Source organism: Paenibacillus thermotolerans (genome assembly GCF_028745515.1).
Taxonomy (GTDB): Bacteria; Bacillota; Bacilli; order Paenibacillales; family YIM-B00363; genus Paenibacillus_AE; species Paenibacillus_AE thermotolerans.
Map to the genome: position 1 here is coordinate 173,960 of NZ_JAQZSG010000002.1, position 24,159 is coordinate 198,118.

Below are 24,159 nucleotides of genomic sequence, written 5' to 3' on the forward strand. Positions count from 1 at the left end.
TATCCTTGGTATATTGATGGCGAAGTCACATTCCTTAGGAAAAGGATGGATCCCATGGAAAAAAGGAAGTTCGGACAGACCGGCCGGGAGTTTCCGATTGTAAGCTTCGGCGCGCAGCGGATCGTTGACGAGCATAACTGCACCGAAGAGGAAGCGATTGCGATCGTGAACCGGGCCATAGACGAAGGCATCGTGTATTTCGACACGGCTCCGAGCTACTCGAAGGGGCAATCGGAGGAGCGGCTCGGGAAGGCGCTGAAGCATCGGCGCGGCGAGGTGTGGATCGCGACGAAGACGCACGACCGGACGCGGGACGGATCCCTGCGGCTGCTGGAGGAAAGCTTGAAGCGGCTGCAGACCGACCATATCGACGAGTGGCGCCTGCATAACGTGTTTTCCATGGACGAGCTGGACAAGTGCTTCGCGAAGGGCGGCGCGCTGGAGGCACTGCTGGAAGCGAAGGAGCAAGGGATCGTCAAGCACCTGAGCATTAGCGGGCATACCGATCCCAGAATTCAGCTGGAGGCGCTCGAGCGGTTTCCGTTCGAAAGCGCGCTGGTCGCCTTATCGGCCATGGACCATCTGATATACAGCTTTGCGCACGAATTTTTGCCGAAGGCGAACGAGAAGGGCATCGGCATCATCGGCATGAAGGTGCTGGCGCTCGGCAAGCTTGCCCCCTGGTACGACAAAGCGCTCCGGTATACGCTGTCTTTGCCGATTTCGACGGCGATCATCGGGATGGAGTCGATGGAGCAGCTGGAGAAAAATCTCGCGGTCGTCAAGGACTTCAAGCCGATGGACGATATCGAGAAGCTGGAGTTTTTTAAAGAAGTGATTCATTTGGCGACGCCCGACGTGCTCCGCTGGAAGGCTACGGAATGGATGAGCGGAGAGTGGGTCCGGCGGACATAAATATGGTTATGGTTGCAAGAAAGGAGCTGCCTCGTTTTCACGATGTGAAAGCGGGGCGGCTTTTTTTAAGTTATTATCGGTACTAAAGTGACGACTAAGGTTACACTTCCTCGTAATCGCGGTCGGTTCCTGTTTTCCCCCACCGGTTTCTCGCCGCTCCTAACCCCTGCGGTGCTAGCGGACACCACGGACACTATATGGCCATTTTGCCCACCCCCAAACCGCTAACGGACACCACAGACGCTAAATCCCGATTTTTGGCGCTGATCCTTGCTTTTTCGTGGCAATAACTGCAGTGGTGTCCGTTAAAATTCTAAACTCCATTCAAAACGCCGAATAACTGCATACATGTCCGTTAGAAGTGACCCACCAGATAAGTGAGATAAGGCGCTAAAGTGGAACAGGTGCGGGATATGTTTGAGGAGTGACTTTTGCACTTGAAGCAGCGATCAGGTTTCTAATCGAATGGACGGCTTAAGGTAGCAGGTATAGCGCGTATGGCGGGTATAGCGGTTATGGCAGGAGGTGGCGAGTATGTCGGGTATGCGGGGGTATAGCGGGTATATCGGAAATGGTGAGAATGGCGGGGGAGGGGGTTAGTATGGCGGGTATGGCGAGTATGGCGAGGGTATAGCGGGTATGGATGGGTATAGCGGGAATGGATGGGTATAGCGGGAATGCGGGTATGGTGGGTATAGCGGTTATGGTAGGTATAGCGGGTATAGCGGGTGTGGCGGTTATGGCGGGTGTGGCGAGTATAGCTGGTGTTGCGAGTATGGCGGGTGTGACGAGTATAGCGGGTGTTGCGGATGGCGGGTGTGGCGAGTAGAGCTGGTGTTGCGAGTATGGCGGGTGTGACGAGTATAGCGGGTGTTGCGGATGGCGGGTGTGGCGAGTAGAGCTGGTGTTGCGAGTATGGCGGGTGTGGCGAGTATAGCTGGTGTTGCGAGTATGGCGGGTGTGACGAGTATAGCTGGTGTTGCGGATGGCGGGTGTGGCGAGTATAGCTGGTGTTGCGAATATGACGGGTATAACGAGTATGGCGATGGTATAGCGGGTATGGATGGGTACAGCGGGAATGCGGCGGGTATGGTGGGTATAGCGGGTATAGCGGGTGTGGCGGTTATGGCGGTTATGGCGGGTGTGGCGAGTATAGCTGGTGTTGCGAGTATGGCTGGTGTTGCGAGTGTAGCGAGTATAGCGAGTATGGCGAGTATAGCGAGTATGGCGGGTATGGCGAGGGTATGGTGAGTATGCGGGTATGGCGAGGGTATAGCGGGTATGGATGGGTATAGCGGGTGTGGCGGTTATGGCGGTTATGGCGGGTGTGGCGAGTATAGCTGGTGTTGCGAGTATGGCAGGTGTTGCGAGTGTAGCGAGTATAGCGAGTATGGCGAGTATAGCGAGTATGGCGGGTATGGCGAGGGTATGGTGAGTATGCGGGTATGGCGAGGGTATAGCGGGTATGGATGGGTATAGCGGGTGTGGCGGTTATGGCGGTTATGACGGGTGTGGCGAGTATAGCAGGTGTGGCGGTTATGGCGGTTATGACGGGTGTGGCGAGTATAGCAGGTGTGGCGGTTATGGCGGTTATGGCGAGTATAGCTGGTGTTGCGAGTATGGCGGGTGTGACGAGTAAAGCTGGTGTTGCGAGTATGGCAGGTGTGGCGAGTATAGCGAGTATGGCGAGGGTATAGCGGGAATGCGGGTATGGCAGGTATACAGGGTACGTCGGGAATGGCAGGGTTATGGCGAGCGGTTATAACGGAGGTTCGGAGGCTGGGTGGTTGCACGCAGCATTTTGTCAGCGACTTTGACATGTTTGTCAGTAACCATTGACTTTTTTGTCAATCTCGCTGACAACAGCCGCCGCTTGTCAGTCAAACTGACAAGTTTGCCGTTCTTCGCTGACTATTTTGTCAATGAGACTGACAAACCTTGGCTCGGTGCAGGGGCGGCGTACGGAAGCGGACCACATCTTTGGGAAGCGGACACATCTTGCGGAAGCGAACCGTTCCTCAATTGGAAACATTCAGTAAACTTTCAGCCAATCTTCATCTTGATTTCATGTTGTCCGCCCATAATTTTTTCGAGAGGGAAATCGTGCGACGAAGAAGGGTGGATCATAATCGGATGCGTAAAATATGGCTGTTAGTTTTAGGGTTTATGATCGTAGGAGGCTCCGCCGCATGGTGGTTTTGGCCGAAGGATAACGCGGGGCGGCAGCCGGCTGCGGCGAACGTCGCGACCGCGCCTGTGCGCAAAGGCACGCTTGAGGTCAAAGTAAGCGGAACGGGAAGCATTCAACCGGCCGCGAGAGAATCGATTACGGCTGACACATCGGCAACCGTGGAAGAGGTGCTTGTTCAACAAGGGGACCAGATGAAAAAAGGGGACGTCTTGATTACATTCGAGCAAACCGACAATTCCGACAAAATCCGCTCGAACGAGCTGGATTTGAAAAGCAAGCAGCTGGATTTGGAGCAGCTGCAAAGCCGTTATAAGCAATCGGTAATGGACGGGAACGATGCGAACGCGGCGGAGCAGAAGATCGCGATCGAAAAGCTGAAGCTCGAGATGGAGAAGCTGCAGGCCGATACGGAATCTTTACGGAATGAAGCGGCGATCGAGCCTGTCGTCTCCCCGATGGGCGGTACGATTACGGCCTTGAACGTGAAGATAGGACAGAACGTGAATCCGAATACCGTGCTCGCCGATATTGTGGATTACAAAAACCTGCAGATGGCGGTGGGGGTCGACGAGCTGGACATTTCCAAGGTAAAGGTCGGACAAGAGGCGGAAATATCGGTTGAAGCGATTGCAGGCAAGTCTTACGCCGGCAAAGTGGTTTCCGTCGCCGAGGAAGGCACGCAGAGCAACGGCGTCGCATCCTTCGACGTGACCGTTGCGGTGACGGCGCCGGAGCAATTGAAAGCGGGCATGTCCGCGGAGGCGTCGATCATGACCGACAAAAAAGACGACGCGTTGTATGTGCCGATTGAGGCGGTGCAGTCGTTTCGCGGCCAATATTTTGTCATGCTGGCATCCGCGGAAAACGCTGAGGCCGGGACCGGACGCCAAGCCGACGGTTCAGGGGGGAATTCCGGATCGGAGCAGAGGGGGGAAGCGGCCGATCGCCCGCAGCGGGCCGGCGGAAACCGCTCAAGCGGCTTCGGCATGAACGGAGGCGGCGCGAGCGGAACGAGAGTGCAGGTCGAGGTCGGCATTCACAATGAGGATTACATTGAAATCGTGTCCGGACTCAGCGAGGGCGACGCCGTCGTGCTGCCAACCGTGACTTCGACATCCGCGAATAATTCGCGAAGCTTCATGATGCCGGGGGGCGGCTTCGGGGGCTTCGGCGGGGGAGCGGTCCCGGGAGGCTTAGGCGGAGGCGCCCAAGGCAGAGCGGGAAGGACGACGAGCGGAATCGGCAATACCGGATCCGGCTTCGGAGGAGGCGGGCGATAATGACGCTAAAGAAGCGGCCGTTGATCGACATTCGCGGAGTTTGCAAGCAATACGTTATGGGAGGCGAGACCGTCAAAGCGCTGGACGGCGTGTCGTTAACGGTCCGCGAGGGCGATTTTACGGCCATTATCGGCCCTTCGGGCTCCGGAAAATCGACGCTGATGAACGTGATCGGCTGCTTGGACGCTCCGACCTCCGGCGAATATTGGCTCGACGGCCAAGAGGTCAGCCGGCTTTCCGATAACAAGCTCGCAGAAATCCGGAATCAAAAAATCGGCTTTATTTTTCAAGGCTTCAATCTGCTGCCCAAGCTGAGCGCGCTGGAAAATGTAGAGCTGCCTCTGATTTACCGCGGCCTTCCTTCGAAGCGGCGAAGAGAGCAAGCGGCGGAGGCGCTGCGCAAGGTCGGGCTCGAGGAGCGGATGCACCATCGTCCTGCGGAGCTGTCGGGAGGGCAGCAGCAGCGCGTCGCCATCGCGAGAGCGCTCGCGGGCCATCCTCCGATCTTGCTCGCGGACGAACCGACGGGCGCGCTGGACACCAAGACCGGCGCGGAGGTGATGGAGCTGATCAAACAGCTTAACGGGCTCGGTCATACGATCATCCTCATCACTCACGACCTGTCCGTTGCCGGTCAGGCCGCCGGCACGGTTCGCATTCAGGACGGAACAATCGCAGAGGGAGGCGGCGAAACGTGAACGTCGGACAAGGGATCAAGATGGCGATGAAAAGCATATTTTCAAATAAGCTGAGGTCTTTTCTGACGATGCTCGGCATCATTATCGGCGTCACGGCGGTCATTGCGCTGGTGGCGATCGGGCAGGGCGCCACGAAGCGAGTGACCGAGCAGGTGCAAGGGCTTGGGACCAATTTGCTTACGGTTAATATTTTGGGACGGGGGTCGGCCTCGGCTCTCGATTATGAGGATGCGGCTGGGCTCGCCGATATTGAAGAAATCAGCTACATTGCTCCGGTAAACAGTCAGAACGCTTCGATCAAATACGGCAATGATAGCGCCAGCGTCGGCGTTGTGGGCACGAACCCCGATTATTCGGTCGTTCGCGGCTATGAGGTCGCATCCGGCCGTTTTCTCGCCTCGATCGACTTGGAGTATTACCAGAAGGTCGCCGTGCTCGGCTCGAATACGGCTTCGGAGCTGTTCGGCTTCGCGAATCCGGTGGGCGAATCCATTCTCATCAACGGGTCGCGCTTCAAGGTCGTCGGGCTGCTGGCGGAGAAGGGAAGCTCCTCTACCGGCTCGAACGACGATACGGTCATTATTCCGCTCACCTCCGCCGAAAGGCTGTTCAGCTCCAAAGGCGTGCGAACCTTGTATGTGCAGGTCGGGACGGAGGAGCAAATCGATGCGGCGTCGGCCAAGCTGGAGAGCTCGCTCAGCAAGCTGTTCCGCGGAAACACCGACAGCTACCGGGTGTTCAACCAGCAAGACGTGCTGGAGACGGTAAGCTCCATCTCTTCGACGCTGTCGCTGGCGCTCGGCGGCATTGCCGGCATCTCGCTCCTTGTGGGCGGCATCGGCATTATGAACATTATGTTGGTGTCCGTGTCGGAGCGGACCCGGGAAATCGGCATCCGCAAGGCGATCGGGGCGAAGAGGCGGGATATATTATTTCAGTTTCTGATCGAATCGATGGTGCTGAGCGGTTTCGGAGGTGTACTGGGCATCGGAATCGGCATCGGCGCCGCGCAATTTGCATCTGGGATGCTGGCTATGGACATCGTATTTTCCACCGACATTATCGCAATCGCTTTTAGCTTTTCGGTGATCATAGGCATTATTTTCGGCTTGTTCCCCGCGGCTAAGGCGGCCAAGCTCAAGCCGATCGAGGCGCTTCGGTTCGAGTAGAGCGGCTATGACGGCTTCAGAAGAAAGGCGGGTGAAAACGGTGGCTGCGCTGCCGTCGTTCGAAACGTTAGTTACGCCCTTTTTGCCCGAGCTCAAACGATTTTGCTATTACTTAACGAAATCCAAATGGGATGCGGACGATTTATATCAGGAGGCGCTCCTGAAAAGCTTGACGTATTACTTAAACGCGGAAAAAAAGCAGGTTACGAAATCGTTCCTGTTCGGCGCCGCCAAGCTGATATGGATCGATCATTACAGAAGCAAAGCGCGGAAAACCGGATTCGTTATGGAGAGACCGGAAGGGTATACGGAATCGGACTACGCGGAAATCCGCAGTATCGTGGAATGGCTGGCGGAGCTTTTGCCGGAACGGAATATCGAGATTTGGCTGCTCGCCGAATATTTCGGCTATTCGATGCAGGATATCGCAAACCGAATGAACACGACCGTTTCCTCAGTCAAATCCGCGCTTTACCGCTCCAGAGAATGGCTGCGGGCGGAATCCGCCGGCCGGCGCGCCGGGCGGTCCAGGAAAGCGGGGAAGGAACCGCTTCAAATCGAGAGATGGGTGCATGCGGTCATGCTGGAGCAGCCGGAACGGATGTGCGGGATTCGGTAATCGGCAGGAAAAAAGAGAAAAGCGAAGAATGTTCTATACTGCCGATTTATATGAGTTACCGGAGGAGAACGATGGAGCCGTTTACTGAGAAGGTCGTCAAGACGATTCAAAGCATACCGGAAGGAAGCGTCATGACCTACGGACAAATTGCGGCGCTGGCCGGCAGTCCGAGAGGCGCCAGGCAGGTCGTTCGAATACTGCATTCGCTAAGCGGCAAATACGATCTCCCTTGGCACCGGGTCGTGAATGCCAAGGGAGAAATCGCGATCCGGGAAGAGGAAGCGCGCTACGTGCAGAAATTATATTTGCAGCGGGAAGGCGTCGTTCTCGATGCGGCGGATCGCGTCAATTTGAACGTTTACCGGTTTAACGGTTAAGCTAAGCGGCCATTTGCCCCTTCGCTTTCGCTACAATATCCGATATTTTTTGCTCCAGATCATACTGCTTCTGCTTTTGCTCCACAATTTTCGCAGAGAACGATACAAGAATCCCGAGCGAGGCGGAGACCGCTTTCTGATCGTTATTTTTCGCGTGCAGCATAAAGTAGCTCCACTCGCCCGAAACCTTTTTCTTATACGTGCTTTCCGCGCTTTTCTCCGCCTTCATCTTGGTTTCGATCGAGTCGATTTCCGAGAGTATTTTGCGAATTTTCGCGATCTTGTCCGTCCGCGCCTTCTTTGCCGCCTTCAATAACTCGTCCTTCGCTTTAATATCGTCACGGGCGAGCTGGAGCGGCACCTTCATCGCATCCGCCTGCAATTTCAAAGCCGACACGAGTTCCTTGCTGCCGAGCGTGGAAGCGATCGATTTTTGTTGGTTGATCGACTTGTACGCATCGAATAACGGCTGGTGCTTGTCGCGCGTTCTCTTCAGCTGGTCTTCGAGCTGGGCGATTTTTTTGGCGTCGATTTCGTACATTTGTTTTCGGATCGCCGATTCCGCTTCTTGGTTCTTGTAGTGAAGCGACTTGTTGCGCGCATCGCTCTGCCGTTCGCGCTCCTGCAAGCTCACAAACTCGTTGTATTGCTTCGTTAGCTTGGATTTCAGCTCTCCGTCCGCGGCTTCAACCGTCTTGTCGAACGCCTTCTTCGTTGTCGCCGATACGGTAACCGCGGCATCGGCCGTTCCGGCGAACACGATGAGAAACGTTAAGACGGCGGCGATCGTCGGGAACATGGCTCTTCTTGCGGCAAACATAAATACCCCCCTTTGGAATTAAAGAAACGCAAGGACAGCCGACAAAAAAAGCACCTGCAAGTAAGGCGGTTACGCCTTGCTTACGGGTGCTTCCTTCGTAAGTGCCGATGCGTTTCAAATTAATTACAATATAAAGGACAAGCCTTCCAAGTGTCAAGACGCTCAGCCCGACTTTCGGAATGAATTGCCATCGTAGCCCTCGCCGTTCCAAGGAAAAATAATAACGGCATAAATAACGGGTAAGGGAGCGCTCGTATGAACGCAAAAACGTTGGTGCTCGCAATATGGAATTTGATCGATCCGATTTATTTCAGGTGCTCCCGGCTTCAGAATGTGGGCGACTCGGGCACGGTCCGGAACATTTTGCGGGTCAGGCTGTCTACATATAGAGGGAAAAACATTACGCTTTCCGACGGTACCGATATCAACAGGGGCGACATTTTGGTGAAAATTCATCTACACAATGTCGAGCTTCTCCGCAATATGCTTTATATTAACAATGAGGTCGTGAAGGGGAAGCTGATTTACCGGAGAATGGAAGCTTCCTTGCCGAAGCTCGCCGAGTACGTTATCAATCATCCAAAGGCCGATCGCATTAAAGCGGTGATGGGCATTTCGATGTTGGGCAAGGGCAGTCAATTTCTCGGCTTCGAGACGCATCCGCTGACCAGCCATTATTACAAAGTATTGAAGTGGCTGATGCAGTTCGCGCTTTACGCGCTTTTCGTCTCGCAGCCGTATAAATCGTTTCGAAGGCAGTCGATCCGATATTTGATGATGTCCAAGCGGACATTGCTCGAGAGATATTCGCCTTCAACACAATAGAACTGAATCGAGGGGAAAGCGATGGAACCGTTTGAAGCGCTCATAGTCGATCAATTCGGAGAGAAGGTGTCTGCGGAAATCCGCCGAATGACGGTGAACGATTTACCTCCGGGGGAGCTGTTGATCCGGGTCGCTTATTCCAGCGTGAATTTTAAAGACGCGCTGGCTTGCAGTCCGAACGGGAACATCGTAAAGCGTTATCCGTTTGTCCCCGGCATCGATTTGGCAGGCAGCGTAGCGGCGAGCGCGGACGCCGGCTTTCGCGAAGGCGACGAGGTGCTCGTGACCGGGTATGAGCTCGGCGTCACGCATTACGGCGGCTTCAGCGGCTTCGCGCGCGTTCCGGCGGGCTGGGCGGTCCGTCTGCCGCGGGGGCTGACGCTGAAGGAAGCGATGATTTACGGAACCGCCGGGTTTACGGCGGCGCTGTCCGTTCAAGCGCTTCAGGATAGCGGGCTCCGTCCGGAGCAAGGACCTGTGCTTGTTACCGGAGCGACGGGCGGGGTAGGGAGCGCGGCGGTGGCGATTCTCGCCAAGCTGGGCTACGAGGTTGTTGCGAGCAGCGGAAAGGCGGACTTGAAGCCTTATTTGCTCGGGCTCGGCGCGAACCGGGTCATCGCAAGGGAAGAGCTCATTCCCGAGAAGCTGCGGGCTTTGGATAAGCAGGTTTGGGCCGGGGCGGTCGATTGCGTCGGCGGGCGAACGCTGTCAGCGATATTGCCGTCGCTTGCCTACGGCGGGGCGGTTGCGGCCAGCGGGTTGACGGGAGGAGCCGAGCTGTCGGCTACCGTATATCCTTTTATTCTTCGGGGAGTTCGTCTGATCGGCATCGACTCCGTCCAAACGCCGATGGACAAGCGCAAACAAATATGGGAGCTGCTTTCCTCCGATTTTAAACCGGCGGGCTTGCAGGATATGCATAGCGAAATATCGCTGGCGCAGGTGCCGGAAGCCGTGCAGCGGATGTTGCGGGGGGAGTCCGTCGGCAGGACCGTTGTGGCAATGAAACAGCCCGGACCGTAAAGGCCGGGCTGTTTCATTACCATTCAACGCCGAACGATTGGGCGAATGCGTCCATCGCACTCGACATTTTCGGCTGCTGCGCCGCCGGTTCTTGTATTTTATGCTCCTGCGGCTTGAACTCGATTACGTTGCTTCCCGGTTGCTTTGCCTGTCTGGTCAGCCGGTAATCGGTGCCGAACACCTCGGCGAATTCTTTGCTTTCTTGTCTTCTGATTTTCCGTGCCTCTTTGCGCAGCGGAGCCGTATCGTACAATTTGCGTTCCTGGGCGGTTTGCGGAATGACGGCCGGAACGTCCGTCGGCTTCCCGTCGTCTCCGAGCGCAACGAAGGTCAGGAACGATGTCGCGCATACTTTGCGCTCGCCGGACAGCAGATCCTCGGTGACGACCCGGACGAAAATTTCCATGGACGTTTTGTGCGTCCACGTTACGAATGCGGTCAAGCAAACGGCATCGCCCTTTTTCACCGGGTGCAGAAAGTCCACGGAGTCGGTCGATGCCGTAACGACAGGGCGTCGCGCATGTCTGGTTGCGGCGATGGTCGCCACATCGTCGATGTAGGCCATCAGCTTTCCGCCGAAGATGGTGCCGTGATGATTCGTGTCGGGCGGCAGAACGATGGATGCTTTTATCGTATACGATTCGCTCGCGGGCTTCGCAGCCGATCTCGGCGATTCATTGCTAATAATCATGTTTTCATACCTTCTTTCAAAAGTTGCACAAATAAATGTACACGAACTCGGTGCATGAGTAAAATACATAATATGAATGGTTTTCATTCGTTTTCTCTATATCAATGGGATTCGTTAAGGGAGCCGTGACTGCCATGGACATTCGCCAGTTAACGTATTTTATCGAGGTCGCCAGGTTTCTCAGCTTCACCAAAGCGGCCGAGCATCTGCACATCACGCAGCCGACGCTGTCCAAAATGATCAAAACGATGGAGGAGGAGCTTGGCGTCGCTTTGTTCGACAGAAGCGGAAAGCACGTCGAGCTGACCGATGCGGGGGAGGCCATTCTGCGGTCGGCAAAGCACATCGTGAAGTCGCTCGACGAGCTGTCCGCGGAGCTGAACAATTTGATGAAAATCAAGAAGGGGAAGCTCAGGCTCGGCATTCCTCCGATGATCGGCGGCTATTTCTTCTCATCCGTCATCGACCGGTTTCATAAAGCTTATCCTCATATTCAGCTGCAGCTGGTCGAGAAGGGCGGCAGGCGCATCGAATCGGATGTGGTTCACGGCGAGCTGGATGCCGGGCTCGTCATTTTGCCGGTGGGCGATGAGAGCAAGTTTCATATTATGCCGTGCCTGGAAGAAAACTTAATGCTTGTCGCACATGCGGGCCATCCGCTGGGGGAGCGGAAAAAAGTGCAGCTGCTCGAGCTTGAGAACGAATCGTTCATTATGTTTCACGAGGATTTCACCGTGCATCACCTGATTAAGGACGCTTGCCTGGACGCCGGCTTCAACCCCCAAATCGTGTTCGAGAGCTCGCAATGGGATTTTATGACCGAGCTCGCGGCCACCGGCTTCGGAATCGCCCTGCTGCCGGAAGGCATATGCCGGACACTGGATTCGAGAAGGTTCCGCACCGTTCCTCTCGTTCAGCCGTCCATTCCATGGCGGTTGTCGATGATCTGGACGAAGGATAAATACATGTCGTTTGCGGCGAGGGAATGGGTAAAGTTTATGGAGACGCAGGGCTTTTCGGCGCCGGAGAAACCGTAGAAATTTAGGAAGTATGGAGCGTTTGTACACGTATAGGGAGGGAAGCTTGATGTCAAAGCTGTCTAATACGCCGCAGCCGCCGTATTACGCGGTTATTTTTACATCGGAACGAACCGAAGGGGATAAAGGGTACGCGGCGATGGCGGAGCGAATGGTGGAGCTGGCGGCAGCGATGCCCGGTTTTTTGGGCGAGGAAAGCGCGCGGGATCCGGAAGGCTTCGGTATTACCGTGTCGTATTGGGAATCGCTCGATGCCGTCAAAGCGTGGAAGGAGCATACGGCGCACATGGCCGCCCAAGAGAAGGGCAAGTCTGAGTGGTATCGCACCTATGCGTTAAGAGTAGCCAAGGTGGAACGGCAAAGCTTTTTTGAAATGTAAGCTTTAACTTGACAGACACGAATGGAGTGAGTTCATGATGCTGAAGTCGGCATGGTTTATCCCGCTTATCGCCGCCGCATTCTCGCTGCTTCCTTCTTGCATCGACTCGGAGCCTGCTTCTTCCGGTGAGAGAGCGGCGCCGGTTTCCGGTAGTGAAGCGGGAACTGCGGGCGCATATACGGTGTTGGCGGAGAAGCTGCGCGCGCCGTGGTCGATCGCTTTCGACGAGGATGCCGTGCTCATTAGCGAAAGGCCGGGCTTCATCGTTACCGTAAAGGATCAAGCGCTTGTCCGAAAGCCGGTGCGGCTGGCCAAGACGCTGTTCAACAAAGGCGAGGCGGGTTTTCTCGGGTTTGTGCTTTCGCCCGATGTTTCCGAATCGAGACGGGCATATGCATACCATTCCTATGAGGAAAAAGGCCGCGTGCTTAATCGGGTAGTGCTGCTGGAGGAAAAGAAAGACGAATGGGTTGAGGTACAGGCGCTTCTCGAGCAAATTCCGGGGAGAAACATTCATAACGGCGGAAGACTCACCATCGGACCGGATCGGCTTCTTTACATTACGACAGGAGATGCGGGAGAAGAGGAGCTTGCGCAGCGGAAAACCAGCCTGGCAGGCAAAATATTGCGGATGGCGCCGGACGGCAACATTCCGGAGAGCAATCCGTTCCCGGGCTCGTATGTTTACTCGTACGGTCACCGGAACCCCCAAGGCATCGCATGGGACAGCGAAGGCGCCATGTTCGGCTCGGAGCACGGCCCCTCGGGCCGTCCCGGAGGACACGACGAGCTGAATTCGATCGAGCCGGGAGGCAATTACGGCTGGCCGGAAATCATCGGCGACGAGCGGCGCGAAGGGATGGCGGCACCGATATTCCATACGGGGGATGTCGCGATTGCGCCTTCCGGCATTGCGGCGGATCCGGAAAACAGGCTGTTGGTCGCCGCCCTAAGAGGGGAAAGGCTTTTCCGGTTCGATCCTGCAAACGGCAAGCTGGAAGTATTGCTCGAGCGCGAAGGAAGACTTCGAGACGTAAAATTCCACGAAGGGAACATTTACGTCATTACGAACAATACCGACGGAAGAGGAGAGCCTTCGGAAGCGGACGACCGGCTGCTGATGCTGCGCTAACGATATGTTTAACCGTGGTAGGTGCCTGTCGGTTCGTTCAGCACCCACTCCAGCAGCAGGATTTGCTCGTCAAGCCTGTCGATCTGCTCGGCGGTTGCCGCATCCTCTTTAGAGACGAGGGATTCCTTCCGCATCATCAGCTCGTTCAGCTTTCGCTTAATCTGGTTTTCCGTTCGCATGTGCGGGATTTCGCTCCTTTTGGCTTCAAGTTACTGTCATTATACTACATGCAGGAGCGGTGTCCGCACTGCGGGCAGGCGATGCATACGGCGGAGGAAGCGTCGGCGGGCACGGCAATCGGGTATTGGCAGCATTCGCAGGGCAGCAGCTTGAACTCCGGTTTGTTTTCCTTCGTTTGTTTATTCGTCATCGTCAATGACACCTTATCGTTTGGGCGAATTAGCAACACTACGAGTTGCTATCGGCCCGTTTTTGAACCTGTTGGGGAAATTAGCAACACTACGAGTTGCTATGGGTGCGATTCCGGGCCGGAAATGGCGATGTTCCGTTGAATAATAACTCACAGTGTTGCTAAAAAATCGGTGCGCCGGTTTTTATGTCGAATAGCATTCTGTAGTGTTGTTATTTCCTTGTCGCGTTAATTATAGAACAAATGTTCTCTTATTTCAATCGCCTTATGCTCGCTTAAACACAACAAAAATCCCGAGCTGCGCGGGCGATGCGCATATCGGGATCGCTTGAAATCCGGCGTACTGCGTACTTCACTGGCGAAGCCGGTCGCGGGAAAACTCTCTGTCCGTCTTTTTGCCGGAGCCGTACTGCAAATAGTTAGGACGGCCTTTTCCTTGGAGCGCAGGATTGTGCGTAGTAGGGTCGTTGCGAAGCTGGCCTTGCTGGTTGTAATAAGGATGGTACTGCGACCGGTCGTCGGCGCCGCAGCCGGCTAAACAGAGACTGAGGACGGCGAGAGCGGCGGCCGCGAAACATACGGCGAATGCGGACTTTTTCTTATGCGATGCTGTCATGATTCTCCTCCAGTTTGTCCTTCTAAGATAACACCACCTTCCTTAGTATTAACTTCCTTGCGTTATTTATCTCGATACTTGCTTACCTCGGGATTTTCCCACACATGATGCTCGTCGTAGCTCCACGTATCCGTTCGAATACCTTTGGCCAGCAAATAGGCCGCGGCCCCGGCGAATAACAGAAACCCGATCGTCAACAGCGCAAAAGCTACCATGCGCAGCACGCTCCTCACCGCATCAAATAAAACGCTTTCATTATTTGTATGCGGGAAAGAAGCGAATATTGTCGGCTTCGCTCTCCCAATGCCGGAATTTAATCGGGCAAAATCGTCAGTTCCGCGCGCAGCGTCTCGCCCGGCTTCACCATCGTCAGCTCTTCCTTGCGGTTCAGCTCCCCCGTCAGCGCCATCCAAGGCTCAACGCACACGAACGGCTTATCCGCCACGGACCAAAGCACGACGTACTTGAAATGGCCGCTGTAAGTCATGCGAATTCGCCGGCCGGCCGACGGTCGGAACGCAATGTCCTGCGCCCGGGCGTCCAGCAATGCCGCCGATTCGACCATGCCCTCAAGGTTGACGGAGCCGTTATACGGCTTCACTCGGTTATCGTTATAGTCGAGGTAGACGGTCGCATCCGTCTCGTACGCAATGTCTTTCATCTCCGCCGCAAAATACGGATGAAAGCCGGCATACATCGGCATGTCCTCATCGGACAAGTTGCGGTATTCCTGCGCGATGCGGAGGGCGGCATCTTTCAGCGTGTAAGTAAACCGCAGATCGAAATCGAACGGGAACATCGCCTTCGTCGCGTCGCTGCTCGCGAGCTTTAACGTCACGGAAGCTTCGCCGTCCTCGTTCGCGGCGACGACCTCCCACGGATGAATCCGGGCCACGCCGTGATTTTTCATTGAGTACGTGCGTCCGTTCCACTCATAAGAGCCGTCCTTTAATTGGCCGCTGATCGGAAACAATACCGGAATGCCTCCGCGTATGTTCGCCTCGGGATCATAGAAGGTGGCCTTGTCCAGATAAAGCAGCTCGGTGCCGCCCAGGCTGCAGCCGGTCACGATGCCGCCGCGTTGCGGGCAGAGCGCGACTTTCGAGGACGTCGACGATTCCATAAGCTCGTACATCTTGTATGTATCGGTATAAGTTGACACACGGTATTCGGTCATTAATGGGGCCTCCTTTTCATATCCAAACGTCACGCCGGAGCGAACTCCTCCACTTCGTTGATTGCAAAGGTGTATACCTGCTTTTCATCGACATGGTATACGGTCAAATATTGCGTAGCGCGGTCGTATGCAATTATTCGGCAGGGGAGCTCGAATTTGACGCCCCTTCCTTTGACAACCGTCAGGCGGATCAGCGTGTTTCCTTCCTTCAGCCTTTCGATATGCTCCTCGATCATTTCGCTTTCGCCTCTTTTTTGCGGGTCAGTTCACGATGTTAACATCTTATGTCCATTATAGCGTAAAAATATTTTTGTATGTATTCCTGCCGAATAGGGCAACATTTACTATATATGGGGGGGACAATCCTCTCCATAGGTAAAGAACCACTTTAATATTTGGAGGATGCAAGGTAAATGAACGGAACAGTGAAATGGTTTAATGCGGAAAAAGGTTACGGTTTTATCGAAACGGAAGACGGGAACGATGTTTTCGTTCACTTCAGCGCCATTCAGGGCGAGGGCTACAAATCCCTTGACGAAGGACAACGAGTGTCGTTCGAAGTTGTGCAAGGCAATCGAGGCCCGCAAGCTGAAAATGTCGTAAAACTGTAAATACAACCGCTGCCCGAAACGAAAGTTTGGGCAGTTTTTTCTTTCTCCATAACGAAGGAGGGATGGTAAGTGAATTTTCGCAAGAAAGTCGAGGAAAAAATTCCCGAAGAAGACACGGCGGTATGGACTTGCTCAAGCGACGGCTGCAACGGCTGGATGCGGGACAATCTGCGCTTCGACACGGAACCGATTTGTCCGCTTTGCTCCTCTCCGATGTACAGCGAGGTGAGATTGCTTCCTTCGCTCGTGAACTTTATCGCATCCCGCTAGGAGTTGATTGAGCCTGATGATGGGGATGTATGAAGCGAATTTCGCCGCTTCGTTGTTGTCGATTATTATTATTGATTTGGTGCTGGCCGGCGATAATGCGATCGTCATCGGACTTGCCGCCAGGCGCCTGCCGAAACAACAGCAAAAGAAGGTTATCTTCTGGGGGACCGCAGGGGCAATTGCGATCCGGTCGGTGCTGACGATCGCGGCCGTGCTGCTCTTGAAAATTCCGGGCTTAATGCTGGCAGGCGGATTGCTGCTCATTTGGATCGCCTACAAGCTGTTGGCAGAGGAGAAGGGGCACGGCGACGAGCATCAAGCGGCGAGCTTCGGAGAAGCGATTCGTACGATTCTCATAGCCGATACGCTGATGAGCCTCGACAATGTGCTTGCGGTAGCGGGCGCCGCCCACGGCGATTTCCTTCTGGTCGTTACCGGGCTTGTGATCAGCATTCCGATCGTCATCTTCGGCAGCACGATCGTACTGCGGCTGGTCGACCGCTTCCCGGCCATCACGTACGTGGGGGCGGGCGTTCTGGGGTGGACCGCCGTCAAAATGATTACCGACGAACCGTTCCTAAAGGGCTTCTTCCTCCAAAATCCGGCCGTGAAAATCGCACTGACGGTCATCGTCATTGCGGGAATATTGGGATTCGGATGGCTTGCGAGAAAATCGAAGGCGAACCATGCGACAGCGTCTTAAATAAGCATTCAGGGCAGCTCTCTTCCGGGGGCTGCCCTTGCCGCTTTTTCAATAGGCTTGAATCAGTCCGCAAGCGAGCCGCTTCCCGGCATCGCCCGCCGGCTGCGTCCGGTAATCGTCCGGAGCTTGGTGAATGACGATCGATTTGCCGATTACGTCTCTCGCTTGGAACCGGTTCGTGAAGAAGCTCATTCGGGCGTACCCGTCGTTCGAGAACAGTACGGGAAAATCGCCGGGATGGTTGCCGTGCGGTTCGTTCGCGGGATTCCAATGTCCGCCCGCAGCCTCGAACGGATTCGCCGGATTGCCGACTTCGCAGGAGCCGTGCTCATGGATGTGGAACCCGTGCGGACCGACCGGATCCTGCCCGTCGCGGGCGGGGCGGTAAGGCGGCAGTCCCTGCACTTCGACGTGCACCTCGGCGCCTCCTCTTACATTCTGAATGATTACTACGCCCCGCAAATTCGGCGCTAAAGGCCCGCCTTGGATGGAGGCGAACGCCCGCTGTCGTCCGTGACCCGGAATATACGGCGGGGCATACTGCGACATCATACGTCTCACCCTACTTTATTAGTGTCGTTGCTGCACTATATGTCGTCCGCCCAAGAAGGGTGAGAAAAAAGAAGCTGTCCGTTACAAAACGGACAGCTTCATCGAAGCGTCGATCAATCCTCTTTCGCATTCAAGAAAAACACGGCGATCGTGCCGGGGCCGGCATGCGCGCCGACGGCGGCGCCGATCATGCTGATGAAGAAGCTCTTGGTGCCGAACCGTTCGGATATCAGCGCTTTCAGCTCTTCGGCCGCCTCGAGATCGTCGCCGTGGCTGATGCCGATCGTCTGGTCGGCCAGATCGGCGCCGCGCTCCGCCATAATATCGACGATCCGGGCGAAAACCTTCTTCCGGCCGCGCACCTTCTCCAGCGGAACGAGCTTGCCCGCTTCCACATGCAAAATCGGCTTGATGTTCAGCAGGACGCCGATGAACGCCGCCACGGGGCTGACACGTCCGCCGCGCACCAAATACTCCAGGTTGTCCACCGTAAAGATGTGCTCCATATGCTGAGCATACCACCGTGCTTTCGCCGCAACCTCATCCTTGGAGGCGCCTTGCGCGGCGAATTCCGCAGCTTTGAGCGCCACAAGGCCCGCCCCGAGGGAGGCGCATTTGGAGTCGATAATGTCGAGGTCGAACCCCGGCATTTCATCCTTCAGCTGATCCCGGATGAGCACCGAGGTTTGATGCGTGCCGGAAAGCTCGGAGGAGAAGGCGATGTACACCGCCTCGCCGCCGTTCTCGACCCCGCTCTTGAACGCGGACTCCACGTCCCCGTACAGCGGCTGGGACGTCTTGTATGTATGGCCTTCGCGCATGCCTTGGAACAATTCCGACGGCTTTAGCGTCACATTGTCTTGAAACTCTTGATCGCCTAAATAAACCACCAGCGGGATGACGGCAATAGAGTGCCGCTCCGCCGCTTCCTTCGGCAAATCGGCCGCGCTGTCGGTAATGATTTTCACTGCCATGTGCGGATCGCTCCTTCCATATTCTCGTGTCAAATCGTCCGGAATAAGCTATAGTAGTTACACTTGGTGTCATCTTTCATATGTCCATATTCTCTCATATCGATGAACGAAAGGAAACGGGGGAATCCGAATGTCGGCGCTGGCGATCGGGGGAATCGCTGCGGCGGGAGCCGCGGCTTTATTTGTCATATTGTTCGTCGTTCCTACGATGTGGCTGAAGGTGAGGCGGGTGCGGTCGCCGCTCGGTCTCGGGAAGAAGGCGCTGCACATCAGCGACGTGCACGTGGAGCGGCTGCGGGTGAGCCCGCAAAGGCTCGTGTCCGTCATCGAGCGGGAGAAGCCCGATTATATTTTTTTGACCGGCGATTACACGGAGAAGCCGCGTTACCTCGGCAAGGTCGACGTGTATTTGCGCGCGATCGCATCTACGGGAATTCCGGCCTTTGCCGTGCTCGGGAATCACGATTACCGGCTGAAAGGCCGGCTGGAGAGGCTGCTGCAGCTGTTCCGGCACTACGGCATTCCGGTATTGCGGAACGAATCGCTCGATCTCGGACCGTTCCGTCTCGTCGGGATCGACGACGATTGCAGCCGCAAAAGCGATATCGGCAAGGCGTTCCGGGATACGGCGCCCGATGACGCAACGGTCGTCATTACGCACGATCCGAACGTGACGCTGAAAATCGGCAGGCCATACGGCTATTTGCTGTGCGGACATTTTCACGGCGGGCAGTTTCGTCTGCCGTTCCTGCGCCATTTTCTGCAAAAAGGACCGCTCGGACGAAAAGGGATATTGCAAGGCACGCATAAAGACGCGAACGGAACGTTCTATATTTCGACGGGGCTCGGCCAAGCGGGCGTCAACTTGCGGCTGTTCATCCGCAGCGAGGTAACCGTTCACGAGCTGTAGCCGGGCCGGTTATGGGGGAATGGTCCAATCCAATTATGGGTAAAGTAAGCAACACGAATCTTGCTGACAGGTGAAGAAACATGGATTGGATTGAAATATTGGCTGCGGCAGCATGTGCGGCGGTTATCGCTCTTTTCGCGCTCGCGTATTACTTTTCTTCTATGGTCATCCATATCCGAACCCACTCGAACGACGTCATTATCAATTACGAATTGAACGGCGGACGGATCTCCAAGGAGGAATTCGACGCGCTCCGGAAGGAGGAGGTGACGATTCCGTCGCCGCACGGCTACCGGCTGAACGCTTGGTGGATTCCCGCGGAGGGAGGCGAGAACGTCAGGACGGTCGTATTCGCTCACGGAGTTACCTCCTCCTTGTACGGCATGTCGAAATATACCGGCATGTTCCGCAGGCGAGGCTTTAATGTGCTTGTATACGATCAGCGGCGGCACGGAGCGAGCGGGGGCAAGACGACGACATACGGCTTCTATGAAAAATGGGACCTCAAGGCATGCGTCGATTGGGTGTTTGAACGGCATCAAGGCCGAAGCCCCGTCGTCGGCGTGTTCGGCGAATCGATGGGCGCCGCCACCGCGCTTCAGCATGCGGCGATCGACGACCGCGTCGCCTTCTATGTAGCGGATTGCCCGTATTCCGATCTGAAGGAGCAGCTGGCGTTTCGGCTGAAGGAGCAGTTCAAGCTGCCGAAATTCCCGCTGCTGCAGCTGACAAGCCTTTGGTGCCGGATACGTTCGGGCTTTTTTTTCCACCAGGTGTCGCCGATCCGCGACGTGGCCCGCTCGCGGGCGCCGATCCTGTACGTGCACGGCGATAAGGACGATTTCGTTCCGTCGAGGATGACGCTCGAATTGCATAAGGCCACAGCCGGTCCGAAGGAGCTGTATCTTGCGGAGGAAGCGGGGCACGCAGAGGCGTACTTACGGCATAAGGACGACTACGAGCGGGTGCTCGACCGGTTTTTGGCCGATGTGGCGCGCGCTTAAGCAGGTAATTTTCAGAGAGGGACGGCGTGGAGTCGTTCCGCTCTTTTTTTGCGTGCGATTATGCGAACGTACGTTTTTATGATACTATGGGGAAAAACGAGAGTTTGTGAAAGCGAGGCGTTAGGCGATGGATATCGGCACCGTTGCGGCGCTGGCGATCGGCGCGGTCAACACGGCATTGCTGGCGGTATTGCTTGCGAAGCAGGGAAGCGGGCGACATGCGGCGGAGGGCCGCAAGCTGGATGCGGTTCTCAAGCAGCAGGAGCTGCTGGACAAGCTGCTTCGCGACGAATTTGCGCGGAGCAGGCAGGAGCAGCAGCTTTCCGGCGGGCAGCAGCGCGAGGAGTTGGCAGGCGCGTTAAACCGGCAGCATCACGCGGTCGTTTCGCAGCTGACCGAGCTGATGCGCCTGAACGAGTCGAAGCTGGAGGCGCTGCGCGAGAGCGTCGAGCGGAAGCTGTCGGCGCTGCAGGCGGACAACAATGCGAAGCTGGAGCAAATGCGCGCCACCGTTGACGAGAAGCTGCACGCCACCTTGGAACAGCGTCTTGGCGATTCGTTCAAGCTGGTGGGAGAGAGGCTCGAGTTGGTTCATAAGGGGCTCGGCGAAATGCAGGCGCTCGCCTCCGGTGTCGGAGACTTGAAGAAGGTGCTCTCCAACGTGAAGACGAGAGGCACGCTCGGCGAAATTCAGCTCGAGGCGCTGCTGGAGCAGTCGCTGTCGCCCGAACAATTCGAGCGCAACGTCGCCATTCGCAGAAACGCAAGCGAAAGGGTCGATTTTGTCGTTAAGCTGCCGGACAAGTCCGACGGCAAGCAAAGCGTGCTGCTGCCGATCGACGCGAAGTTTCCGCTGGAGGATTACCAGCGGCTGACGGAGGCGCAGGAGAACGGGGACGCGGCGCAGGCGCTCGAGGCGATGAAGCTGCTGGAGGCGCGCGTCAAGGCGGAGGCGAAGTCGATCCGCGACAAATATATCGATCCGCCGAACACGACGGAATTCGCGATCCTGTTCCTGCCGGTGGAGGGGCTGTTTGCGGAGGTGCTGCGCCGGCCGGGCTTATGGGAGACGCTGCAGCGCGATTACCGCGTCGTCGTGACCGGGCCGACGACGCTCTCCGCGCTGCTGAACAGCCTGCAGATGGGCTTCCGCACGCTGGCGATTCAGAAGCGCTCCGGCGAAGTATGGCAGGTGCTCGGGGCGGTCAAGACGGAATTCGGCAAATTCGGGGCGCTGCTTGACAAGACGCAGAAGAAGCTGCAGGAGGCGTCCAATACGCTCGATTCCGCGGCGACCCGCACGCGCGCGATCGAACGGAAGCTTCGCGGGGTGGAGGAGCTCCCGGCGGCGATGGACGAGCCGTCCGTATTGCCCGAGCTCGACCGGGCGGCGAACGATTAAACAAAAGCGAGAGGCGGCGCAACGATTGCGCCGCCTCGTCCGTTTGCGCTGCGGTTTCGGTTATTGAAGCCGGGATTGAACGGGGCCCGGCTTATACGAATTTTGCAGCTCGTTGCAGATATTCTCGATATTTTGCTGCATTTGCTTCACTTGACGCTGCTGCGCCGCCATTTGCGCTTCGAGCTGCTTCTGGCCGTTGCCCAAATCCTGGCTGATTTGGCGCAAGCGCTGAATCGTGTTCAACACTTGCTGGGAGAAGGAGTCCAGTCCTGCGGAAACGATCGCCTTTTGGGCCATAGCCGCTTCCTGCTCTTGCTTCATATGAATTTGCTTTTGATACTGCTGATAAGACATGCCGGTGGTGCCCACGGGTCCCGTTCCGAGTGCGGCGGCGTTCACGGAGCCCGCGCCTGCAGACAGCTGAGTTTGGTTTTCTTGCATCGCCATGATCTTAGCCTCCAGTAACCAATTTATTTTTTATTTTCCTCAGTCTGGGGAAAATTATGCAAAGACGCTTTTCGTGCGAGAGGGGGAGACAAGTCATAATGATGGAGAACCGTACGCCGTTTGCGCCGGAGGCTTGGCCGGAGGATCCGGCACCCCCGCATGCGGCCGATTGCCGAAACTGCGAGCTGTTCAAACAGCGAAAGCGGGTGATTTGGGGCGAGGGGAACCCGAATGGGCCGCTGCTCGCGCTGCTTGATAATCCGGGCGCCAGGGAGGACGCGAACGGAGAGGCGTTCGTCTGCGCCACTCGGGCCAAGCTGCAGCAAGCCGTTCATGACGCGGGGCTGACGAAGGAAGACGTATATGCCACGTACTTGCTCAAATGCAGACCGATCCGGGCGTATGACAAGGCGAAGGCGCGCGAATCGTGCGGCGGGTGGCTTGCGGAGCAGACGGAAGCGATGCGGCCGAAGGCGGTTGTGCTGCTCGGACTCGTTGTTGCCCAACACGTTCTAGGGCTGCCCGAAGCGGAGATGTCCGACCTGCGCGGCCGGTGGCACGAAGCGTTCGGCGCTCCTGCGATCGTGACCTATCACCCGCTCGCCGTTCACCGCCGGCCCAATTTGTACCGGAATTTTGCGGAGGATTGGGCGGCGGCCGCAGCCAGGCTGAAGCATCAATAAAAGCGGCGAATTTGGTTCCATCCGTAAAAAGCGACGGCGCATATAAAGATGAGTCCGGTCATATGTACGGCGGGGCCGTGGATGAAGGAGGAAAGATACGGATCGAAGCTGAGCTGGCGGGCGGCGGAATAAGCCATGCTGCCGGCGGCGACAACCTGAATCCAGATCGCCCGGTAGAGCAAACGAAGAATATACGGCGTAAACAGGAGCAGAACGGCGATGCCGATCGAGTTTCCCAGCACGGTAACGATAATGCTGGGCGAGCTTTGGGAAATCAACAAAATCGTATCTACGGACATGATCAGATCCATCCAAAGAAGCGTCCATAGGACCCACGGCAGCGATTTGTCCCCGAACGAACGGAAAGCCATGCGGGAGCCGGCCAGCGAGAAGGCGAACAGCAGCGTAATCGCGGCGGAGGCGACCCTCAAGCCGGGGGTTTTGGAGAGCGAGTCGGCAATAAAGGAATATACGGGATGGGTAAGGGACAAAGTGATAAATACGGCGGCGGACAACGCGGCCGGCCGCAAGGCTGCCGCGCGCAGCTTGGATCCGATAATCAACAGCGTATCGCAATAAGTCATCAGCACGATTAATATTACGGAAATTACCGGTTCCATCGACACCCATCCTTCTGCAACGAACGCCTTTGTCCTATTTTTATGAAGTTAACCTGCGTATTAGACACTTTAGAGTGGAAGAAAAAGTAAAAGCCTCGAGGCGAATCGCCCGAGGCTTTTTTTCTATCGCTTATTGATATTGGTTTTGATTGTATTGAAATTGCTGCTGCTGCTGCTGAGCCATAGCGCTCATCGTCATGCGAACTTGGTTTTCGATTTGGCGGCATGCTTGTACGGCTTGCTGCAGCTGGTTGATCGCTTTGTAATGCTCTTGCAGCATGTGTGCGACCGTTTGCGCGTTTTGCTGCTCCAGCTGAGCCATTTGCTGCTGCTCTTGGATCATCATCTGAATGCGCTGCGCGTTCTGCTGCTCCAATTGGGACATTTGCTGGTAGATCTGATTGTGCTGCTGCGTTTGCTGAATGACTTGCTCGCAGATCGTTTCGATTTGCTGTAGCTGCTGAGCGATGTTTTGCGTTTGCTGGAACATGGCTTCCTCCTGAAGTTCGGGTAATGTGCGGCATTTGTAAAAAATACCTAAACCGTATTGTGCGCACGAATTGGAACAATTATGCATGTGTCATACATGACTTCAGTCACTCAGAAGAAGTGACTTCTCCCACCTGTCATTGTGACTCCCTCAAATTATAATGAAGCATGAAAA

General features: G+C 55.9%; 30 protein-coding genes and 1 pseudogene. 18 read left to right on the forward strand and 13 right to left on the reverse strand.

Annotated elements, in window-relative coordinates:
• Window positions 1-54: 54 nt before the first annotated feature.
• From PT964_RS02755 to PT964_RS02780, 6 genes are all read left to right on the forward strand, one after another.
• Window positions 55-915 carry an aldo/keto reductase gene (locus PT964_RS02755; RefSeq protein ID WP_274361785.1) on the forward strand — a complete coding sequence of 287 codons (861 nt, stop codon included), beginning with the start codon at window positions 55-57 and terminating at the stop codon, window positions 913-915.
• Window positions 916-3,048: 2,133 nt separating this feature from the next.
• Window positions 3,049-4,386, forward strand: a complete 1,338-nt coding sequence (locus tag PT964_RS02760) for an efflux RND transporter periplasmic adaptor subunit (protein WP_274361786.1) — start codon at window positions 3,049-3,051, stop codon at window positions 4,384-4,386.
• Window positions 4,386-5,084, forward strand: a complete 699-nt coding sequence (locus PT964_RS02765) for an ABC transporter ATP-binding protein (protein ID WP_274361787.1) — start codon at window positions 4,386-4,388, stop codon at window positions 5,082-5,084. The genes PT964_RS02760 and PT964_RS02765 overlap by 1 nt, the downstream gene beginning before the upstream one ends.
• Complete coding sequence (locus tag PT964_RS02770; protein WP_274361788.1) at window positions 5,081-6,253, forward strand: ABC transporter permease; 1,173 nt, start codon at window positions 5,081-5,083, stop codon at window positions 6,251-6,253. Before PT964_RS02765 ends, PT964_RS02770 begins: the two co-directional genes overlap by 4 nt.
• Window positions 6,254-6,284: 31 nt before the next feature.
• Window positions 6,285-6,872 carry an RNA polymerase sigma factor gene (locus PT964_RS02775; protein ID WP_274361789.1) on the forward strand — a complete coding sequence of 196 codons (588 nt, stop codon included), beginning with the start codon at window positions 6,285-6,287 and terminating at the stop codon, window positions 6,870-6,872.
• Window positions 6,873-6,943: 71 nt separating this feature from the next.
• Entirely contained in the window at window positions 6,944-7,249 is a 306-nt protein-coding gene (locus PT964_RS02780; protein WP_274361790.1) for an MGMT family protein, read from the forward strand.
• Window position 7,250: 1 nt separating this feature from the next.
• Here the strand turns inward: PT964_RS02780 and PT964_RS02785 are convergent, their stop codons facing one another.
• The gene (locus PT964_RS02785; RefSeq protein ID WP_274361791.1) at window positions 7,251-8,069 is read right to left on the reverse strand and encodes a hypothetical protein; all 819 of its coding nucleotides are present in this window, start codon (window positions 8,067-8,069) and stop codon (window positions 7,251-7,253) included.
• Between the two features lie 255 nt (window positions 8,070-8,324).
• Here PT964_RS02785 and PT964_RS02790 point away from each other — a divergent pair, with 255 nt between their 5' ends.
• Both PT964_RS02790 and PT964_RS02795 read left to right on the forward strand, forming a co-directional pair.
• On the forward strand, window positions 8,325-8,894 hold the full coding sequence (locus PT964_RS02790; RefSeq protein ID WP_274361792.1) for a YkoP family protein: 570 nt from the start codon (window positions 8,325-8,327) through the stop codon (window positions 8,892-8,894).
• A gap of 21 nt (window positions 8,895-8,915) precedes the next feature.
• Window positions 8,916-9,917 carry an oxidoreductase gene (locus tag PT964_RS02795; RefSeq protein ID WP_274361793.1) on the forward strand — a complete coding sequence of 334 codons (1,002 nt, stop codon included), beginning with the start codon at window positions 8,916-8,918 and terminating at the stop codon, window positions 9,915-9,917.
• Window positions 9,918-10,083: 166 nt separating this feature from the next.
• Here PT964_RS02795 and PT964_RS02800 read toward each other — a convergent pair.
• A pseudogene (locus PT964_RS02800) lies at window positions 10,084-10,608 on the reverse strand (acyl-CoA thioesterase); the annotation flags it as partial.
• 134 nt (window positions 10,609-10,742) lie between these two features.
• Here PT964_RS02800 and PT964_RS02805 point away from each other — a divergent pair.
• Genes PT964_RS02805 through PT964_RS02815 form a run of 3 tightly spaced genes read left to right on the forward strand, consistent with a single transcriptional unit; the run spans window position 10,743 to window position 13,156 of the window.
• On the forward strand, window positions 10,743-11,645 hold the full coding sequence (locus PT964_RS02805) for a LysR family transcriptional regulator (RefSeq protein WP_274361794.1): 903 nt from the start codon (window positions 10,743-10,745) through the stop codon (window positions 11,643-11,645).
• Window positions 11,646-11,694: 49 nt separating this feature from the next.
• Entirely contained in the window at window positions 11,695-12,024 is a 330-nt protein-coding gene (locus tag PT964_RS02810; RefSeq protein WP_274361795.1) for an antibiotic biosynthesis monooxygenase family protein, read from the forward strand.
• A gap of 34 nt (window positions 12,025-12,058) precedes the next feature.
• Window positions 12,059-13,156: a PQQ-dependent sugar dehydrogenase gene (locus PT964_RS02815; protein ID WP_274361796.1), complete on the forward strand. Its 1,098-nt coding sequence runs from the start codon at window positions 12,059-12,061 to the stop codon at window positions 13,154-13,156.
• 8 nt (window positions 13,157-13,164) lie between these two features.
• Here the strand turns inward: PT964_RS02815 and PT964_RS02820 are convergent, their stop codons facing one another.
• From PT964_RS02820 to PT964_RS02845, 6 genes are all read right to left on the reverse strand, one after another.
• Window positions 13,165-13,335, reverse strand: a complete 171-nt coding sequence (locus PT964_RS02820) for a hypothetical protein (protein ID WP_274361797.1) — start codon at window positions 13,333-13,335, stop codon at window positions 13,165-13,167.
• A gap of 44 nt (window positions 13,336-13,379) precedes the next feature.
• The gene (locus PT964_RS02825; protein WP_274361798.1) at window positions 13,380-13,526 is read right to left on the reverse strand and encodes a hypothetical protein; all 147 of its coding nucleotides are present in this window, start codon (window positions 13,524-13,526) and stop codon (window positions 13,380-13,382) included.
• Window positions 13,527-13,878: 352 nt separating this feature from the next.
• The gene (locus tag PT964_RS02830; RefSeq protein WP_274361799.1) at window positions 13,879-14,142 is read right to left on the reverse strand and encodes a hypothetical protein; all 264 of its coding nucleotides are present in this window, start codon (window positions 14,140-14,142) and stop codon (window positions 13,879-13,881) included.
• Between the two features lie 62 nt (window positions 14,143-14,204).
• A complete protein-coding gene (locus PT964_RS02835; RefSeq protein ID WP_274361800.1) occupies window positions 14,205-14,357 on the reverse strand; it encodes a hypothetical protein in 153 nt (50 codons plus the stop codon).
• Window positions 14,358-14,455: 98 nt separating this feature from the next.
• Window positions 14,456-15,319 (reverse strand): aldose epimerase family protein, encoded by an 864-nt coding sequence (locus PT964_RS02840; protein WP_274361801.1) that lies wholly within the window; start codon window positions 15,317-15,319, stop codon window positions 14,456-14,458.
• Window positions 15,320-15,348: 29 nt separating this feature from the next.
• Complete coding sequence (locus PT964_RS02845; RefSeq protein ID WP_274361802.1) at window positions 15,349-15,555, reverse strand: hypothetical protein; 207 nt, start codon at window positions 15,553-15,555, stop codon at window positions 15,349-15,351.
• 177 nt (window positions 15,556-15,732) lie between these two features.
• Here PT964_RS02845 and PT964_RS02850 point away from each other — a divergent pair, with 177 nt between their 5' ends.
• The 3 genes from PT964_RS02850 (at window position 15,733) to PT964_RS02860 (ending at window position 16,903) form a co-directional block, all read left to right on the forward strand.
• Window positions 15,733-15,930: a cold shock domain-containing protein gene (locus tag PT964_RS02850; protein ID WP_274361803.1), complete on the forward strand. Its 198-nt coding sequence runs from the start codon at window positions 15,733-15,735 to the stop codon at window positions 15,928-15,930.
• Between the two features lie 69 nt (window positions 15,931-15,999).
• The gene (locus PT964_RS02855) at window positions 16,000-16,200 is read left to right on the forward strand and encodes a cold-shock protein (RefSeq protein ID WP_274361804.1); all 201 of its coding nucleotides are present in this window, start codon (window positions 16,000-16,002) and stop codon (window positions 16,198-16,200) included.
• A gap of 19 nt (window positions 16,201-16,219) precedes the next feature.
• Complete coding sequence (locus PT964_RS02860) at window positions 16,220-16,903, forward strand: TerC family protein (RefSeq protein ID WP_274361947.1); 684 nt, start codon at window positions 16,220-16,222, stop codon at window positions 16,901-16,903.
• Between the two features lie 48 nt (window positions 16,904-16,951).
• Here PT964_RS02860 and PT964_RS02865 read toward each other — a convergent pair whose 3' ends face one another.
• Both PT964_RS02865 and PT964_RS02870 read right to left on the reverse strand, forming a co-directional pair.
• The gene (locus tag PT964_RS02865) at window positions 16,952-17,452 is read right to left on the reverse strand and encodes a superoxide dismutase family protein (RefSeq protein WP_425262666.1); all 501 of its coding nucleotides are present in this window, start codon (window positions 17,450-17,452) and stop codon (window positions 16,952-16,954) included.
• 116 nt (window positions 17,453-17,568) lie between these two features.
• A complete protein-coding gene (locus tag PT964_RS02870) occupies window positions 17,569-18,429 on the reverse strand; it encodes a DegV family protein (protein WP_274361806.1) in 861 nt (286 codons plus the stop codon).
• A 130-nt stretch (window positions 18,430-18,559) separates the two neighbouring features.
• Here PT964_RS02870 and PT964_RS02875 point away from each other — a divergent pair, with 130 nt between their 5' ends.
• The 3 genes from PT964_RS02875 to PT964_RS02885 all read left to right on the forward strand — a co-directional run bounded on the left by PT964_RS02875 (window position 18,560) and on the right by PT964_RS02885 (window position 21,745).
• Window positions 18,560-19,339 carry a metallophosphoesterase gene (locus tag PT964_RS02875; protein ID WP_274361807.1) on the forward strand — a complete coding sequence of 260 codons (780 nt, stop codon included), beginning with the start codon at window positions 18,560-18,562 and terminating at the stop codon, window positions 19,337-19,339.
• An 80-nt stretch (window positions 19,340-19,419) separates the two neighbouring features.
• Window positions 19,420-20,343 carry an alpha/beta hydrolase gene (locus tag PT964_RS02880; protein ID WP_274361808.1) on the forward strand — a complete coding sequence of 308 codons (924 nt, stop codon included), beginning with the start codon at window positions 19,420-19,422 and terminating at the stop codon, window positions 20,341-20,343.
• A gap of 127 nt (window positions 20,344-20,470) precedes the next feature.
• Window positions 20,471-21,745 (forward strand): DNA recombination protein RmuC, encoded by a 1,275-nt coding sequence (locus PT964_RS02885; RefSeq protein ID WP_274361809.1) that lies wholly within the window; start codon window positions 20,471-20,473, stop codon window positions 21,743-21,745.
• Between the two features lie 60 nt (window positions 21,746-21,805).
• Here PT964_RS02885 and PT964_RS02890 read toward each other — a convergent pair whose 3' ends face one another.
• Window positions 21,806-22,192 carry a hypothetical protein gene (locus tag PT964_RS02890; RefSeq protein WP_274361810.1) on the reverse strand — a complete coding sequence of 129 codons (387 nt, stop codon included), beginning with the start codon at window positions 22,190-22,192 and terminating at the stop codon, window positions 21,806-21,808.
• A 98-nt stretch (window positions 22,193-22,290) separates the two neighbouring features.
• Between PT964_RS02890 and PT964_RS02895 the strand changes: the two genes are divergently transcribed.
• On the forward strand, window positions 22,291-22,875 hold the full coding sequence (locus PT964_RS02895) for a uracil-DNA glycosylase (RefSeq protein ID WP_274361811.1): 585 nt from the start codon (window positions 22,291-22,293) through the stop codon (window positions 22,873-22,875).
• Here PT964_RS02895 and PT964_RS02900 read toward each other — a convergent pair.
• Both PT964_RS02900 and PT964_RS02905 read right to left on the reverse strand, forming a co-directional pair.
• Window positions 22,869-23,495 (reverse strand): hypothetical protein, encoded by a 627-nt coding sequence (locus tag PT964_RS02900; protein ID WP_274361812.1) that lies wholly within the window; start codon window positions 23,493-23,495, stop codon window positions 22,869-22,871. The genes PT964_RS02895 and PT964_RS02900 overlap by 7 nt on opposite strands.
• Before the next feature lie 130 nt (window positions 23,496-23,625).
• A complete protein-coding gene (locus PT964_RS02905) occupies window positions 23,626-23,985 on the reverse strand; it encodes a hypothetical protein (protein WP_274361813.1) in 360 nt (119 codons plus the stop codon).
• Window positions 23,986-24,159 lie beyond the last annotated feature (174 nt).

Coding starts and splice junctions, on each gene's coding strand:
- PT964_RS02755 (WP_274361785.1), top strand. CDS start 55: ATGGAAAAAAGGAAGTTCGGACAGACCGGCCGGGAGTTTCCGATTGTA.
- PT964_RS02760 (WP_274361786.1), top strand. CDS start 3,049: ATGCGTAAAATATGGCTGTTAGTTTTAGGGTTTATGATCGTAGGAGGC.
- PT964_RS02765 (WP_274361787.1), top strand. CDS start 4,386: ATGACGCTAAAGAAGCGGCCGTTGATCGACATTCGCGGAGTTTGCAAG.
- PT964_RS02780 (WP_274361790.1), top strand. CDS start 6,944: ATGGAGCCGTTTACTGAGAAGGTCGTCAAGACGATTCAAAGCATACCG.
- PT964_RS02785 (WP_274361791.1), bottom strand. CDS start 8,069: ATGTTTGCCGCAAGAAGAGCCATGTTCCCGACGATCGCCGCCGTCTTA.
- PT964_RS02790 (WP_274361792.1), top strand. CDS start 8,325: ATGAACGCAAAAACGTTGGTGCTCGCAATATGGAATTTGATCGATCCG.
- PT964_RS02795 (WP_274361793.1), top strand. CDS start 8,916: ATGGAACCGTTTGAAGCGCTCATAGTCGATCAATTCGGAGAGAAGGTG.
- PT964_RS02805 (WP_274361794.1), top strand. CDS start 10,743: ATGGACATTCGCCAGTTAACGTATTTTATCGAGGTCGCCAGGTTTCTC.
- PT964_RS02810 (WP_274361795.1), top strand. CDS start 11,695: ATGTCAAAGCTGTCTAATACGCCGCAGCCGCCGTATTACGCGGTTATT.
- PT964_RS02815 (WP_274361796.1), top strand. CDS start 12,059: ATGATGCTGAAGTCGGCATGGTTTATCCCGCTTATCGCCGCCGCATTC.
- PT964_RS02820 (WP_274361797.1), bottom strand. CDS start 13,335: ATGCGAACGGAAAACCAGATTAAGCGAAAGCTGAACGAGCTGATGATG.
- PT964_RS02825 (WP_274361798.1), bottom strand. CDS start 13,526: ATGACGAATAAACAAACGAAGGAAAACAAACCGGAGTTCAAGCTGCTG.
- PT964_RS02830 (WP_274361799.1), bottom strand. CDS start 14,142: ATGACAGCATCGCATAAGAAAAAGTCCGCATTCGCCGTATGTTTCGCG.
- PT964_RS02835 (WP_274361800.1), bottom strand. CDS start 14,357: ATGGTAGCTTTTGCGCTGTTGACGATCGGGTTTCTGTTATTCGCCGGG.
- PT964_RS02840 (WP_274361801.1), bottom strand. CDS start 15,319: ATGACCGAATACCGTGTGTCAACTTATACCGATACATACAAGATGTAC.
- PT964_RS02845 (WP_274361802.1), bottom strand. CDS start 15,555: ATGATCGAGGAGCATATCGAAAGGCTGAAGGAAGGAAACACGCTGATC.
- PT964_RS02850 (WP_274361803.1), top strand. CDS start 15,733: ATGAACGGAACAGTGAAATGGTTTAATGCGGAAAAAGGTTACGGTTTT.
- PT964_RS02860 (WP_274361947.1), top strand. CDS start 16,220: ATGGGGATGTATGAAGCGAATTTCGCCGCTTCGTTGTTGTCGATTATT.
- PT964_RS02865 (WP_425262666.1), bottom strand. CDS start 17,452: ATGTCGCAGTATGCCCCGCCGTATATTCCGGGTCACGGACGACAGCGG.
- PT964_RS02870 (WP_274361806.1), bottom strand. CDS start 18,429: ATGGCAGTGAAAATCATTACCGACAGCGCGGCCGATTTGCCGAAGGAA.
- PT964_RS02875 (WP_274361807.1), top strand. CDS start 18,560: ATGTCGGCGCTGGCGATCGGGGGAATCGCTGCGGCGGGAGCCGCGGCT.
- PT964_RS02880 (WP_274361808.1), top strand. CDS start 19,420: ATGGATTGGATTGAAATATTGGCTGCGGCAGCATGTGCGGCGGTTATC.
- PT964_RS02885 (WP_274361809.1), top strand. CDS start 20,471: ATGGATATCGGCACCGTTGCGGCGCTGGCGATCGGCGCGGTCAACACG.
- PT964_RS02890 (WP_274361810.1), bottom strand. CDS start 22,192: ATGGCGATGCAAGAAAACCAAACTCAGCTGTCTGCAGGCGCGGGCTCC.
- PT964_RS02895 (WP_274361811.1), top strand. CDS start 22,291: ATGATGGAGAACCGTACGCCGTTTGCGCCGGAGGCTTGGCCGGAGGAT.
- PT964_RS02900 (WP_274361812.1), bottom strand. CDS start 23,495: ATGGAACCGGTAATTTCCGTAATATTAATCGTGCTGATGACTTATTGC.
- PT964_RS02905 (WP_274361813.1), bottom strand. CDS start 23,985: ATGTTCCAGCAAACGCAAAACATCGCTCAGCAGCTACAGCAAATCGAA.